11 protein-coding genes are annotated in these 13,921 nt (G+C 68.0%); 4 read left to right on the top strand and 7 right to left on the bottom strand.

All coding sequences use genetic code 11. The annotated features are described in order from the left end of the window. Positions 1 to 56: 56 nt before the first annotated feature. From AC07NS_RS12890 to AC07NS_RS12915, 6 genes are all read right to left on the bottom strand, one after another. The gene (locus AC07NS_RS12890; protein WP_494603741.1) at positions 57 to 914 is read right to left on the bottom strand and encodes an HpcH/HpaI aldolase family protein; all 858 of its coding nucleotides are present in this window, start codon (positions 912 to 914) and stop codon (positions 57 to 59) included. A gap of 158 nt (positions 915 to 1,072) precedes the next feature. After that, entirely contained in the window at positions 1,073 to 2,086 is a 1,014-nt protein-coding gene (locus AC07NS_RS12895; RefSeq protein WP_494603743.1) for a DODA-type extradiol aromatic ring-opening family dioxygenase, read from the bottom strand. 97 nt (positions 2,087 to 2,183) lie between these two features. Next, positions 2,184 to 3,485, bottom strand: coding sequence for an MFS transporter (locus AC07NS_RS12900; RefSeq protein WP_494603745.1), 1,302 nt, complete (start codon positions 3,483 to 3,485; stop codon positions 2,184 to 2,186). Between the two features lie 25 nt (positions 3,486 to 3,510). Next, positions 3,511 to 4,362 carry an amidohydrolase family protein gene (locus AC07NS_RS12905; RefSeq protein ID WP_494603747.1) on the bottom strand — a complete coding sequence of 284 codons (852 nt, stop codon included), beginning with the start codon at positions 4,360 to 4,362 and terminating at the stop codon, positions 3,511 to 3,513. A gap of 200 nt (positions 4,363 to 4,562) precedes the next feature. Continuing rightward, positions 4,563 to 5,588 carry an amidohydrolase family protein gene (locus AC07NS_RS12910; RefSeq protein ID WP_494603751.1) on the bottom strand — a complete coding sequence of 342 codons (1,026 nt, stop codon included), beginning with the start codon at positions 5,586 to 5,588 and terminating at the stop codon, positions 4,563 to 4,565. 20 nt (positions 5,589 to 5,608) lie between these two features. Next, the gene (locus AC07NS_RS12915; protein WP_494603753.1) at positions 5,609 to 6,580 is read right to left on the bottom strand and encodes an ABC transporter substrate-binding protein; all 972 of its coding nucleotides are present in this window, start codon (positions 6,578 to 6,580) and stop codon (positions 5,609 to 5,611) included. 490 nt (positions 6,581 to 7,070) lie between these two features. Between AC07NS_RS12915 and AC07NS_RS12920 the strand changes: the two genes are divergently transcribed. The 4 genes from AC07NS_RS12920 (at position 7,071) to AC07NS_RS12935 (ending at position 11,320) form a co-directional block, all read left to right on the top strand. After that, positions 7,071 to 8,303: a LysR family transcriptional regulator gene (locus AC07NS_RS12920; RefSeq protein WP_494603755.1), complete on the top strand. Its 1,233-nt coding sequence runs from the start codon at positions 7,071 to 7,073 to the stop codon at positions 8,301 to 8,303. 93 nt (positions 8,304 to 8,396) lie between these two features. After that, a complete protein-coding gene (locus AC07NS_RS12925; protein ID WP_494603757.1) occupies positions 8,397 to 9,143 on the top strand; it encodes a dienelactone hydrolase family protein in 747 nt (248 codons plus the stop codon). Then, positions 9,140 to 10,285 carry a lactonase family protein gene (locus tag AC07NS_RS12930; protein ID WP_494603759.1) on the top strand — a complete coding sequence of 382 codons (1,146 nt, stop codon included), beginning with the start codon at positions 9,140 to 9,142 and terminating at the stop codon, positions 10,283 to 10,285. Before AC07NS_RS12925 ends, AC07NS_RS12930 begins: the two co-directional genes overlap by 4 nt. A 24-nt stretch (positions 10,286 to 10,309) precedes the next feature. Further along, complete coding sequence (locus AC07NS_RS12935) at positions 10,310 to 11,320, top strand: aldo/keto reductase (RefSeq protein ID WP_494603761.1); 1,011 nt, start codon at positions 10,310 to 10,312, stop codon at positions 11,318 to 11,320. Between the two features lie 258 nt (positions 11,321 to 11,578). Here the strand turns inward: AC07NS_RS12935 and AC07NS_RS12940 are convergent, their stop codons facing one another. Next, positions 11,579 to 13,699, bottom strand: a complete 2,121-nt coding sequence (locus tag AC07NS_RS12940) for a TonB-dependent receptor (RefSeq protein WP_494603763.1) — start codon at positions 13,697 to 13,699, stop codon at positions 11,579 to 11,581. Positions 13,700 to 13,921: the final 222 nt, after the last annotated feature.

The raw sequence follows: 13,921 nt of genomic DNA on the forward strand, positions 1-13,921 counted from the left end.
AAGGGCGGGAATGACGGGTGAGTAGTGGAGAGGGCGCGTCAAACGCCCTTCCGACGTCAGTAGCCGGCCAGTTCCTTGCCCTTGCCGACCACGCCGTAGGAGCGCTGCGGAGCGGCCATCAGCCAGCGATAGCCCTCCGACAGCAGGCGCTCGAGATTGCCGGCGTTGGTGTGCGGATTGCCGACCGGCACGCCGTGACGCACGCAGGTCTCGGCGACCTTCTTCATCGCATCGCGCACGTCGGGATGATCGTACTGGCGCGGGAAGCCCATCTCCTGGGAAAGATCGCCCTCCCCGATCAGCACGAAGCCGATGCCGGGCACCTCTTTCAGGATCTCGTCGAGATTCTCGACGCCCTTGACGCTCTCGATCATCAGGCCGACCAGCAGCTCGCCGTGCGGGGCCAGCGGCCAGACGTCGGCCTTGGCGTAGTAGTCGGCCATCGACAGGCCCCAGTAGCGGGCGGCGGTGGCGGGACCATCGCCGCGCACGCCGCGCGGCTCGTAAAGCGGGGCGTTCTTGGGGCGGGCGTAGCGGCACGAGGCGACGGCGTTATAGGCCTGGGCCACGTCGTTGATGTGCGGCCAGATCACGCCGTAGACGCCGCGGTCGAGCGCCTGCTTGGCGTAGGCTTGGTTCATCTCGACGCCGTTGGCCGGCACGCGGACGATCGGCGTCACCTGCGGCGCCAAGGTCGGCGCCGAATGGATCTGCTTGCGGTTCAGCAGGTACTGCAGGGAATCGCCGAGGGCGGCCATGTCCCAGGGATTGTGCTCCATCTCGAACACCAGGCCATCATAGGGCGAGTCCGAGAGGTCGATGGCGCTCTGCTTGTCGGCCTTGGCGAAGCAGGTGAAGGCGGGCTTGCCGGCTTCCCAGGCGCGGATGACGCCGTTCAGGCGGGTGTCGGTCATGGTTCTTCCCCGTGGTTTCTGTCCGACTGAGCTAGACCCGCGCGGCCGTCTCGCCCTGATCGATGAACCTTCCCCACCGATAGAAAAAGCGCGCGGGAGCCGGTCAAGCCCCCGCGCGCGAGTCGTCCTCATGCGCTTCGAGAAGAGGATCGGGAGGATCAGGCGGAGACGGCGGTCTCCTCAGGGTTCCAGTACATGAAGCCCATGCCCTCGCCGGTGCCTGCGGCGGTGCGCCAGCAGGGCACATAGTCGACCAGGGTCATCTGGGCGCCGGTATGCTGCAGAGCCATCATGACGATGCTGTAGATCTTCACCTCGGAGGTGCCCGACTGGTAGTAGCCGTCGGGGATCGCGGCGAGGCCGTCGTAGTCGTAGGCCGCCAGCTTGCCCATGACGTCGCGGTCGAACTCCTCGTCGTTGACGAAGTGCGACAGCCCGCCCGAGGCGATGATCGCCACGCGCACGTCGGCCGGCCAGGCCTCGATGGCCTCGCGCAGCACGCGGCCGAACTCGATGCAGCGGCTCATCGACGGCTGGGTCGGCGGATAGAACAGGTTGAACAGCACCGGCACGTGCGGCGGCGGCTGGTCGCCCATGATCTGGTGATAGACGAAGCTGTAGGCGTGCGGCACGACCGGATAGTCCGGCTTCATGCCCTGGCGCTGCTCCATCCAGACGTTGTCGGGCCAGGCCTGCAGGTCGTTGAGGTCGAAGCCCTCCGTCTGGAAGGCCTTGATCAGATAGGTCGCCAGCTCCGGATAGGCCTTGTGCACCACGTGGTGGTCGGGGGCGTAGACCGGGCGCTGCGGCGGGCCGTTGTGGACGTCCTCGCCGGTGTAGATGGTGATCGACGGCGACTGGTCGGGCCAGATCTCCTTCTGGTCCTTGCCCAGCACGATGGCCACGTCGACCTTGGCCCGGGCGTAGGCGTCGGCCATCTTGTCGAGCGCGGCGCGGCAGCGGCCGGCGCGTTCGGTGCGCTCCTCAATGCTCAGGAACGGCTCGAAGGCCGCGCCGCGATGGGCCTCCAACTCCGGATAGGTCCAGGTGCGGTTGCGGAACCACAGTTCGGGGTTCTTGCGGTCCCGCTCGCCGTTGGTCAGCCAGTCCTCGGGCGCCTGCCCCAGCATGCCGCTGTGCGGCACAGCCATGCCAAATACGATCTTGGCCATACGCGTCTCCTTGATCGGCGAGGCCTTAGGAACTTCGCCCAGGCCCCGCCAATTCGTTTCAGGCCCGGCGTGATCGCTTCACGCCGGGATATTCAGATCAGACCACCACGCCCTCGGGCACCTTCGGCGCCCAGTCGCGGCGCAGGACGAACAGGGTCGTCAGGGCGCCCAGCAGCAGGAAGGCGAAGATCACGTACATCGGCACGGTGTAGCCGCCGCTGACGTCGAGCAGCCAGCCCGACAGGATCGGCGCGACCATGCCGGCCAAGCTGACGGCCACCTGCTGGATGCCGGTGACCACGCCGACGGCGGGCTTGGGGATCAGGGTCAGGCGGCAGAGGGCCAGGTTGTTGGCGGTGGCCAGGCCCAGGCCCGACAGCGAGAACACGTTCCAGAACAGGGCCAGGGCCGTGTTCTCGGTCTTGGCGCCCAGGATCACCGTCGAGGCCACGAGGAAGCCGGCGACCACGAAGCTCTTGCGCACCACCACGGCGTCGCCGCCCCTGGCGATCAGTTTGTCGGCCGTCCAGCCGGCGGCCAGCGCCACGATGGCGATGCCGGCGAAGCTGAAGAACGAGTAAAGCCCCATCTTCTCCAGCGTCAGACCGCGATGCTCGACCAGATAGGCCGGCATCCAGGTCATGCAGTAGAAGGTGAAGTAGTTGTAGCAGAAGTTGACCACCAGCGTGCCCCAGACCAGGGGGCTGGCCAGGATGTTCTTCAGCGGCACGGCCGAGGCCTTGGCCTTCACCGCGACCATATCGCCCTTGGCCGGCAGGTCGTTCTTGACCCCGAACAGCCACGGCACCAGCCACAGCAGGCCGACCGCGCCGGTGATCACGAACATCGCCCGCCAGTCGTAGGCGACGATCAGCCAGGCCGCGACCGGCGCGCCGATGGCGGGACCGAACTTGTTGCCCAGCATGTAGAGGCCGACGGCCGTGCCGCTCTGCCCCTCGTGGAAGTTGTTGCGGATCCAGCGATAGCTGGCCGGCACCACCACCGCCTCGGCAGCGCCGACAATCAGGCGCATGACGATCAGGGCCGCCAGGGTGGTCGTCAGGCCGGTCAGGGCCGAAGCGAGGCACCAGAGCACGAAGCAGATCGTGTAGGGCACCTTGACGCCGTAGCGGTCGACCACCCACCCCATCGGGATCTGCAGGGCCGCGTAAGACCAGAAGAACGCCGAGTTGATCCAGCCCCGGTCGAGGTTGGAGAGATGGAAGTGCGCCTTGAACGACGGCACCGCCAAGGCCGACGAGATGCTGGTGCGGTCGACGAAGGCGATCAGCGCTCCGACGGCCAGCAGCGCCAGAATGGCCCACCGCTTCCAGGCGGTGTTCTCGACCGCCTTGGTGGCGGCAGGGGCGGCCGTGGCGGCCGGATCGATGCTGGCCATGTTTTCCTCCCGAGCGTTTGTCATCTTATGCGCCCAGCTTCGGATACAGCGTCTGGGCGGTTTTGCCGAAGACCCATTCCTGATCGGCCGGCGAAAGCGTAGCCAGGCGCTGGCGGGCGGTGTCGAGGATCTCCGACAGCGTCCCCGGCGAAGTGGGGAAATTGGAGCCCCAGGCCAGGCGCTGAGCGCCGAACACTTCGACCAGCTTGGGGAACCAGGTTTCCGGCGTAGCCGAGCCCTTGGTGCTGTCGCCCATGATCCGCGGCGTCAGTTTCATGTAGATCGACGGCAGGTCAGCCAGGTCGAACAGGCTCTGGGCGTCTGCGTAGGGAGGGCCGTCGGCGACCTCCGGGCGGCCCAGGTGGTCGAGGATGATCGGCACGTTCGGGAAGCGCTCGGCCAGGGCCCGCACCTGCGGCAGGCCGACGGGGCCGGTCTGGATGCACATGGTCAGGCCCAGTTCCCCCAGCAGCTCCCAGGCCGGATAGGCGCTTTCGTCCTCCAGTTCGGTGGGATCGAAGTCCTTGGTGCTGCCGCCGGTGAAGATCCGCAGGCCGGCCAGGCCCTTGTCGGTCCAGGCCTTGATGGTCTCGACCGCGTCGGGCGCACGCACATCGACCGAGCCGACGGCGATCAGGCGATCCGAATAGCGGTTGCAGGCGTCGACGACATAGCTGTTGTCGAAGCCGTAGGTGGTGGAGGAGTGCACGACGGCCGCCTTGGCCACGCCCGCCTCGTCCATGGCCGCGATCAGGGTCTCGACCACACAGGGGCGCTCCTGCGACCAGTCCGAGCGCTTGCCGAACAGCGGCGCCGGCGGATAGCGGCCCTCGTCATCCGAGATCACGTGCGGATGGATGTCGATCACCGAGGACATAAGCGCTCCCTAGACTGGCCTCCGGCGGGTTGTTCGCCGCCGTTGTTCGAGGGCCATGGAACGCGAGATCGCAGGCCGGGAGCAGTCGAAGCTATGCGGCGAGGTATAAGTTTCGGGCCGCTCCGAAAGCCGGTCAGAACGACAAAGGGCGCGGCGCGGATCGACCGCGCCGCGCCCTTCTAGGGCCTTGATATGCTAGCCTATTTTCCCTTCGCCTTCAGATGGGCGTCGAGACGCGGATAGACCCGGCGGGCGTTGCCTTCGTAGATGTTGTAGCGGTCTTCCTCGGTAAGGCTGACGCACGCGTCCACGTAACGCTTGGTGTCGTCGAAATAGTAGCCGGTGTCGGGATCCTTGCCGCGGACGGCGCCGATCATCTCCGAACCGAACAGCACGTTCTTCGACGGGATGACCTTGGTCAGCAGGTCGACGCCCGGGTGGTGGTAGACGCAGCTGTCGAAGAAGATGTTGTCCAGCAGGCCTTCCAGCGGCCGGTTGGCCATCTCCAGCGACATGCCGCGATAGCGGCCCCAGTGATAGGGCACCGCGCCGCCGCCGTGCGGGATGACGAGGCGCAGGGTCGGGAAATCCTTGAAGAGGTCGCTCTGCAGGATCTGCATGAACACCGAGGTGTCGGCGTTCAGGTAGTGGGCGCCGGTGCCGTGGAAGTTCGGATTGCACGAGGCGGCCACGTGCACCATGGCCGGCACGTCGAGATCGCACAGGGCCTCGAACAGCGGATACCATTCGCGGTCGGTCAGCGGCTTGCCGGTCCAGTAGCCGCCGGTCGGGTCGGGGTTGAGGTTACAGCCGACGAAGCCCAGCTCCTCGACGCAGCGGCGCAGCTCGGGGATCGAGTTGGCCGGCGGCGCGCCGGGCGACTGGGGCAGTTGGCAAACCGGCACGAAGTTGTCCGGATAGATCTCGGTCACCCGCTTGACCAGGTTGTTGGAGACCTCGGCCCACTGCAGGCTGGTGCGCTCGTTGCCGAGATGATGGCTCATCAGGCCGGCGATCGGCGAGAACAGGGTGACGTCGCTGCCCCGCTCCTGCTGGAGCTTGAGCTGGCCGTTGCCGACGCCTTCGCGGATCTCGTCGTCACTGACGTGGGCCTCGGAGACGGGCGGCGCGGTGGACGGGCTGTCGGCGGCGTCGACCTGGCGCTGGCGCCAGTCGCGGAACGACTTCGGAACGGTGGTGAAGTGGCCGTGGCAATCGATGATCATGATCGTGTCTTCCCCAACGCTCACTGCTTGTCCGGATCGACGAACAGGTCGTCGATGCTCATCCGCTTGGGGGTCAACCCCTGGGCGTAGGCGGTGCGCTCGAGCGCCTCGATGGTCGGCCGGTTGGCCTCGATGCCGTAGGGCAGCGGGTCGGGACCGACGATCTCGGTCAGCTTGACGTACTTCTTCTCGGTGGCGTTCTGCGGACCGTTGGCGCGCACGCGCTCCAGCCACTCGTCCTTGGCTTGCTTGAAGGCCTTGTAGAGCGACTGGGCCACCCACGGATGCTCTTCAAGCACCGAGTCCTTGACCACGATGGTGCCGTGCATCGGATAGACGCCGGTGCGGCGGAAGTAGTCGGCTTCCAGTTCGGCGGCGTTGGGCAGCAGGTCCGGATAGTCGGCCTCGACCTCCTGCCAGCCGCCGGTTGGGGCGCCGGTGCGGCCGATGCCCGCCGCGCCCTCGACGCCGGCCGACAGTTCGCCGTCGGCCATCATGTCGGCCAGCGGGCGCGTGGCGTGTATCACGTTGCCGGGCAGCTTCAGTTGCTGCACGTGCTCTTCGTCATCGACCACCCAGGTGACCTTCGAGGGGTCCAGGCCGCAGTCGTCCATCAGGGCTTGGCGCAGCCAGACGCCGGTCGTGACGGAATAGGCGCGCACCCCGACCTTCTTGCCCTCCAGGTCCTTGGCCGTGACGATGCCGGCGTCGGGGCGGATCAGCATGCCCGAATGGTGGAAGCGGCGGACCACGAAGATCGGCAGCGCCTTGAACGGCGCGCCATAGGCCCGCGCGATGATGTAGGTCGTGGGCGCGATCTCGCAGACGTCGAACTCGACGTCGCGCACCATCCGCCGGAACGCCCCGATCTGCGGCTTGACGGTGATGATCTCGGCCTCGACGCCCTCGATGGGGATCGAGCCGTCGCGGATGGCCGACGTGTGCGGATGTTCCGCCACGGCGATCTTAAGGGGCACCTTCTTCCCGGCCAAAGTTCCTCTCCTTGGATCTGTCTGTATCCGGGGAATGGCCGGCGGTCATCGGACCAAGCGTCGTCCCCGTTCGCACCGACAGAGGCGTTGACGCTCGGATGATCGCAACCGATGCGCCGCGAAACCTTCAGGGCGCGCTCCATTTCCTATCGGCGGCGAGCGGGAGCGGCGATAGGTTCGGCGCGACAGTCGATAAGTTTTGCGCCTTACGGCCTCATAGATCATGCGTCTAGAGACGTGTTTCTTATCACCCTGAAGTCGCACTTAAGCGCAAATGCACGCGTTTCAGCCGCAACCAAACACCCTAGCCAAGCGCCCGGAATGACTGCGGAATCTCCGAGAGATTTCGTTGTTTTCACTCACGAGACGCGGGCTCGCAGAGGCGCCGCCGCGACGGGTTCGACGCCCGAACCGACCGTATCCGCCCCCTCCCCGCCCGACTTGCACCCCGATTGATTCCTGTTACCCGTTGGCGATCGGAGGAAGAAAAATGATCGACATGGATCCTGAACACAGGGCCGCGTCGCTGAGCTTTCGCCAGCTGAAGCTGTTCGAAAGCGTCGGGCGGCTTTGCAGCGTCCGCAGGGCGTCGGAGGAGTGCAATCTCTCCCAGCCCGCCGTGACCCAGGCCCTGGCCAAGCTGGAGCAGCAGATCGGCGCCGTCCTGCTGGAGCGCCGCGCCAGCGGCAGCTATCTCAACGAGCTGGGCGAGATCTTCCACCGCCGCACCACCCGTTTGTTCGAGCAGTTCGAGCAGGCGCTGACGATCCTGGGCGTGCCCGAAGACACCGCGCCGGTGATCGCCAAACGCATCTCCCGCTCCCAGGCCCGCAGCCTGATCGCCATCGTCGAAAGCGGCTCGTTCGCCCAGGCGGCGCAATCGCTGGAGCTGTCGCAGGCCTCGCTGCAACGGGCGGCGCGCGACCTGGAGGGCAACCTCAAAAAGTCGATCTACTACCGCACCGCCGCCGGGGTGATGGTGACGCCGGCCGGGGTCGAGTTCGGCCGCCGGATCAAGCTGGCCACCCAGGAGATTGAATGGGGCATCCAGGAGATCGAGGCCGCGCGCGGCAGCGTCGCCAGCCAGATCGCCATCGGCGCCATGCCGTTCGGCGGCAGCATGCTGCTGGCCTCGGTGCTCGACGCCTTCGTCCAGGCCAACCCCAAGGTCGACGTCAAGATCGTCAACGAAAGCGCCTCGGAGATGCTCAAGCGCCTGCGGGACGGCGAGGTCGATTTCGTCATCGGCCTGGTGCAGGAGACCACGGCCGACGACCTGGTCAACGAGGCCCTGGCGCGCACGCCCTACACCGTCGTCGCCCGGCGCGGCCACAAGCTGGCGCGGCAGGGCGAAATCCGGCTCGAGGACCTGCTGCAATACGACTGGGTCGTGGGCACGCCGGGCGCCAGCCGCCGGGCCTGTTTCGAGCGGATGTTCGAGGGCGGCCCGGGTCCCAAGACCTCGATCGCCACCAGCGCCCTGCCGATCGTCCGCCACCTGCTGCTCCGCAGCGACCGCCTGGCGCTGATGACCTCGTACGAAGTGATGCACGAAAGCGACCTGACCGCCCTGCCCTTCGGCCCCGCCGGACCGGCGCCGGCCATCGGGGTGACCATGCGCGCCGGCTGGCTGCCCACGGCCCTGCACCAGGAGTTCATCGACCTGCTGCGCCGCCACACCGCCGACACCACGACCCCCACCCTGGTGCGGCACGCCGGCTGACGGCGTTTCGATCGCCCGGCGCGCCGAACCTGGCGCCGACGGATCGGGCGGCGGCTATCATCGCCGTCCGATCCGGCTGTTTCGAGTCCCTGCATGAAGACCCTGGAAATCGCGGCCGCCGACGGCCCCTGCCTCGCCTGGTTGCACACGCCGCAGGGCCAAGGCCCCTGGCCGGGCGTGATCCTCTACATGGACGGTCCGGGCATCCGGCCGGCGATGCACGAGATCGCTGAGCGGCTGGCCGCCAGCGGCTACGCCGTGCTGCTGCCCGACCTGTTCTACCGCTCCGGTCCCTACGGGCCCGTCGATCCGAAGATCGTCTTCACCGATCCAAAGCTGCGCGAGGCTCATCGCGAGACGTTGATGGCCCCGGCCACACCGGCGCGGGTGATGGCCGACACCGTCGCCTTCCTGGCCTTCCTGCGCGAGGCGCCCGAGGTGGCCGACGGCCCGATCGGCGTGGTCGGCTACTGCATGGGCGGACGGCTGGCGCTGATCGCGGCCGGGACCTATCCCAATGCCATCGCCGTGGTCGCCTCCTATCACGGCGGCGGCCTGGCCAATGACACGCCGTCGAGCCCGCACCTGCTGGCCCCGAAAATCACGGCCAGGGTCTATGTGGCCGGCGCGATCGAGGACGCCAATTTCGACGACGCCCAGAAGGCGCGGCTTGAGGCGGCCCTGACCGAGGCCGGCGTCGACCACTTGGTCGAGACCTATCCCGCCAAGCATGGCTGGGTGCCCAGCGACATGCCGGTGCACGATCCCGCCGAGGCCGAGCACCATTGGGCCACGCTGGTCCCGCTGTTCGACGGCGTGCTGAAGGAAAAGGCCCGATGACCGCCCCCGCTCTCACCCGTCGCACGCTCGGCGCCGGCGCCCTGGCGCTGCTGGCGGCCGGAACCGCCCAGGCCGCGCCGAAGGGCGAGCAACTGGTCTATGTCGGAACCCAGGCCACGGAAGCCGGCCAGGGGATCGTCGCGGCCAGGCTCGACGCCCGTACCGGCAAGCTGACCCCGATCGGCGTCGTCGCCGAAATCGTCCGCCCGACCTGGGTGCTGGCCCATTCCAAGCATCCGGTGCTCTACGCCGTCAGCGAGACCGGTAACGACGGCAAGACCGAGGGCAAGGTCTACGCCCTGCGCGCCGACCCGAGGACGGGCGCGCTGACGGCGATATCGACGGTGAACTCCGGCGGCGGCGGGCCGACCCACCTGGGCCTCGCCGACGGCGGCCTGCTGGTCGCCAACTACGGCACGGGCCATGTCGCCGCCCTGCCCGTCCGCGCGGACGACGGCCTTGAAGTCGCCGCCTCGGTGCAGGCCAACCAGGGGTCCGGGCCCTCGCCGCGCCAGAAGGGACCGCACGCCCACGGCGTGGCGCTGGATCCGTCCGGCCGGTTCGTGCTGGCCGCCGACCTGGGCGCCGACCGGCTGTTCGTCCATCCCTATGACCGCGCCGCGCGCCGGCTGGGTCCGGCAAGCGAGCAGTCCGCGACGCTGCCGCCCGGGACAGGCCCACGCCATCTGGTGTTCCATCCCAAGGGCCGTTTCGTCTTCCTGGTCAGCGAGTTGATCCCGCAGGTTCGCACCTATGGCTGGGACGCAAGGACCGGCCGCCTGACCCTGGCGCATACGACGCCGGTGCTGTCCGAGGCTCCGAAGGCCAGCGGCGCCGAGATCGCCATCAGCCGCGATGGCCGGTTCGTCTACGCCTCGGTGCGGGTGGAGAACGCCATCGTGGTCTTCGCGGTCGATCCGCGCACCGGCGCCCTGAGCGAGATCCAGCGCATCGCCTCGGGCGGCCAGACGCCGTGGAGTTTCGGAATCGACCAGACCGGCCGCTGGCTGTTGGCGGCCAACCAGGGCTCGAATACGGTGACCGTCCTGGCGCGAGACCCGGCCTCCGGTCGTCTCGCCCCCACCGACCAGTCCCTGGCGGTCGGCAAGCCCACCAGCCTTGCGTTCCTGGCCGCCCGCTAGGTCGCGCCAATCGACGGACATCCCATGAAAGCTTCCCCTACCCGCAAGATCGGCCCGTTCGAGGTCGCCCCGATCGGCCTGGGCTGTATGAACCTCAGCCACGCCTACGGCGCGCCGCCGCCCGCCGAGGACGGCGAGCGGCTGCTGAACCGGGCGCTGGACCTCGGCGTCACCCTGCTGGACACCGCCGCCCTCTATGGCGGCGGGAACAACGAGAAGCTGGTCGGCCGCGCGGTCGGCCATCGCCGCGACGACTACGTGCTGGCCAGCAAGTGCGTGCTCGACATGGACGGCGCCCGGCGCGTGCTGGACGGCTCGCCCGAGGCGATCACCGCCAGCCTCGACCGCTCGCTGCAGCGGCTGGGCGTCGATCACATCGACCTCTTCTACCTGCACCGCCTGGATCGGAATGTGCCGATCGAGGACTCGGTCGGCGCCCTGTCGCGTGCCGTCGAGGCGGGGAAGATCCGGGCCATCGGCCTGTCGGAGATGTCGGCCGCCACGCTGGAGCGGGCCCACGCCGTCCACCCGGTCGCCGCCATGCAGAGCGAGTATTCGCCGATGGTTCGCAATCCCGAGGTGGCGGTGCTGGCGGCTTGCCGGCGACTGGGCGTCGGCTTCGTGGCCTTCTCGCCCGTTGCACGCGGCCTCTTGGCTGGCGGCGTGACCAGCGCGGCCTACGCCAAGGGCGACATCCGCGCCTGGATGCCGCGCTTCGTCGAGCCGAACCTGGCCCACAACCTGGTCGCCGTGAGGGCTTTCGACGCCCTGGCGGCCGAGCTAGGCCTGACGCCGGCCCAGCTGTCGCTGGCCTGGACCCTGTCGCGCGGCGAGCACGTCCTGCCGATCCCGGGCACCACGAGCGTGGCGCACCTGGAGGAGAACCTGAGCGCGGCTGGGGTCGAGCTTTCGGCGGATGCGGTCGCCCGCGTGGACGCCCTGTTCGTGGGCGACGCCGTGCGCGGCCCGCGCTACCCGGCCGAGGCCCAGGCGCAGATCGACACCGAGCTGCTGCCGGACGAAGTGCTGGCTTAGGGTCTCCGCCTTTGCGGCTTTCAACGGCAAAACCAGAACGCCTTCCTGGGCCTCGCGCCCAGGACCCATCGTTCAGCTTCTCAGACCTTGGCGAACCTGCCCGGGCCTGAGCACCCGCCGGCATGGGCCCTCGCCACAAGGGCGAGGGAGGCGGTCGAGAGGCAAACGAAAAAGGGCGAAGCCTCGGCGGCTTCGCCCTTTCTGCATTCTCGCAAAAAGCGGCCGGAGACGTTGCAGCGCCTCCGGCCAGGCCTTGCGCTAGAACTTCGCGCCCACCCGCAGGCCGTAGGTGCGGGGCGGCAGGTAGGAGCCGTAGTAGACGCCGGCCGTCGAGGTGGCGAAGGCGTAGGACTTCACCAGCTCGTCGGTGATGTTGTTGGCGTAGGCCGTGACCGACCACACGCCTTCCGGCGAGTCGTAGCTCAGGTTCAGGTCGCCCGTGGTGTAGGCGTCCTGGCGGATGATCGGGCTGCGGATGTCGAACAGCAGGTACTGCTTGCTGACGAACCGGGCCCGGGCCGCCGCCGTCAGGCTGCCGCCGTTGGGCAGGTCGAAACGGTGCGAGTAGTCCACGGTCACCGTCGACTTCGGCGACTTGGGCAGCGGATTGCCCGAGAAGTCGCCGCCCGACGAATAGGGCGTGACCGGCAGCACGAAGTCGTTGAACTCCGAGTGGGTCAGGGCCGCGACCACGCCGAGGCGGTCGGCGGAGGTGATGGCCCACTGCGATTCCAGCTCCAGGCCGTACACCGTCGCCTTGTCGGCGTTGTAGGTGATCCGGCCCGAGGCAGTGCAGGCCGCCAGGTTTGACGGCAGGTTCAGGCAGCCCAGCTGGCTGGCCTGGTAGTTCTTGTAGCCGTAGTGGAAGGCCGTGAGGTTCAGCTGCAGCGCGTTGCTGAACAGACGGTTCTTCGACCCCGCCTCGAACGACAGCACCTTCTCGGGCTCATACGAGTTGGGCGGCAGGCCGTCATAGTTGCCGCCGGCCTTGTAGCCGGTCGCGGCGGTGAAATAGATCAGCGAGCGTTCGGCTAGCTGGTATTCGGCCGAGGCCTTCCAGTTGGTGGCCTTCCACTCGGCGTTGGCGGTGTTGGTGATGTTGGACAGCAGCACGCCCGCGGCGTTGCGCACCTGGGTGCTGCCGGTCTGCTTCTTCTGGTCGTTGGTGTAGCGCAGGCCGCCGGTCAGGCGCAGCTTGTCGGTGACGTGCCAGGTGGCCTGGCCGAACAGGGCGCGCGAGAAGGCGTCGATGTCCGGATAGCCGAAGGTGACCTGGGTCGGCGGCGCCAGCAGCACCTGGTACGAGCTCTGGGCCTCGCCCCAGTAATAGGCGCCGAGGATCCACGACACGGTCTGGTCGCCGGGCGAGGCCAGGCGCACTTCCACCGATTGCTGCTTGGCTTCCTGGTTCAGCTGGATGCGGCGATCGCTGGCGTAGAGGTTGTCCAGCTTCATCTCGTGATAGGCCGGCAGCACCGTCAGGGTCGCCGGGCCGAAGTCCCAGGTGATCTCGCTGTGGACGCCCCAGTTGCGGTTGTCGATATGGGCGCCGGGATTGGTGGTGTTGGTCGAGCGCGGATCGACGCCCGCCACGTTCAGCTTGTAGGCCGCCGGCCCCTCGCCCTTGCGCAGGTCGTAGTCCGCGCCCAGCAGGATCGACAGGTCGTCGGTCGGCTTGACCAGCAGCTGGCCGCGGAAGGCGCGCGAGTCCTGGTCGTCGGTCTTACCGTCGGCGGCGTAGCCGTCGCGCTTCAGGGTGCGCATGGCGACCCGGGCGGCGACCTTGTCGCTGAGCGGCAGGTTGGCCATGCCGCTGACGCCGACCTGATTGTAGGAACCGTATTCGGCGCCCAGGGCGGCCTCGAAGTCGAAGCGCGGACGGGCCGAGATGACGTTGATGGCGCCGGCGGTGGCGTTGCGGCCGTAGAGCGTGCCCTGCGGACCGCGCAGCACCTCGACCTGCTGGATGTCGTAGATCAGCCCGCCGGTCGACTGCGGCCGGCCCAGATAGACGCCGTCGATGTGATAGGCGACGGCCGGGTCGCCCTGAGGGCCGTCGTTGGTGCTGAAGATGCCGCGGATGGCGACGCCGGTGGCGGCGTTGCTGGAATTGATCTCGACGTTGGGCGCCGAGCCTTGCAGCGCCTGCAGGTTCGGCGCGGCCTGCTTTTCCAGGCTGTCGGCGCTGATGGCGGTAACGGCCACCGGAATGTTCTGGACGTTTTCACTGCGCTTCTGGGCGGTGACGACCACCTCTTCGAGCGCGGCGGGCTCGACCGGCGCCTGGCCGGCGGCCTGGGCGTTGGCGACGGCGCTCCAGCCGATCGCGATGCCGGCCCCGGCGAGCAGCGCGGCCTTCAGCGGGCGACGTCCGGGCATGGTTTGACCCCTCATTCGTAACCTCCCTCATATGTCATCGCCCCGCCTCTTTGGACTGGGGTCGTTGATTGGTTCTTGGATCGACGGTCCCGCACACGACCGGTCGTCGACCTGAATTTCGCGGGGATCGAGCCCTCGGAGGATCGCCAGAGATCAAGACGCGGAGCCTCGCACGCCCGCCGCGACATCGCATGCGGAGCCCTGCGCCGAGACGCGCTCTCG

The sequence above is a fragment of the Caulobacter sp. GW821-FHT10A10 genome, from assembly GCF_059415745.1.

Excerpts from the sequence above, each read along its gene's own strand:
- AC07NS_RS12890 (WP_494603741.1), bottom strand. The coding sequence starts at position 914 with ATGACCGACACCCGCCTGAACGGCGTCATCCGCGCCTGGGAAGCCGGC.
- AC07NS_RS12895 (WP_494603743.1), bottom strand. The coding sequence starts at position 2,086 with ATGGCCAAGATCGTATTTGGCATGGCTGTGCCGCACAGCGGCATGCTG.
- AC07NS_RS12900 (WP_494603745.1), bottom strand. The coding sequence starts at position 3,485 with ATGGCCAGCATCGATCCGGCCGCCACGGCCGCCCCTGCCGCCACCAAG.
- AC07NS_RS12905 (WP_494603747.1), bottom strand. The coding sequence starts at position 4,362 with ATGTCCTCGGTGATCGACATCCATCCGCACGTGATCTCGGATGACGAG.
- AC07NS_RS12910 (WP_494603751.1), bottom strand. The coding sequence starts at position 5,588 with ATGATCATCGATTGCCACGGCCACTTCACCACCGTTCCGAAGTCGTTC.
- AC07NS_RS12920 (WP_494603755.1), top strand. The coding sequence starts at position 7,071 with ATGATCGACATGGATCCTGAACACAGGGCCGCGTCGCTGAGCTTTCGC.
- AC07NS_RS12925 (WP_494603757.1), top strand. The coding sequence starts at position 8,397 with ATGAAGACCCTGGAAATCGCGGCCGCCGACGGCCCCTGCCTCGCCTGG.
- AC07NS_RS12930 (WP_494603759.1), top strand. The coding sequence starts at position 9,140 with ATGACCGCCCCCGCTCTCACCCGTCGCACGCTCGGCGCCGGCGCCCTG.
- AC07NS_RS12935 (WP_494603761.1), top strand. The coding sequence starts at position 10,310 with ATGAAAGCTTCCCCTACCCGCAAGATCGGCCCGTTCGAGGTCGCCCCG.
- AC07NS_RS12940 (WP_494603763.1), bottom strand. The coding sequence starts at position 13,699 with ATGCCCGGACGTCGCCCGCTGAAGGCCGCGCTGCTCGCCGGGGCCGGC.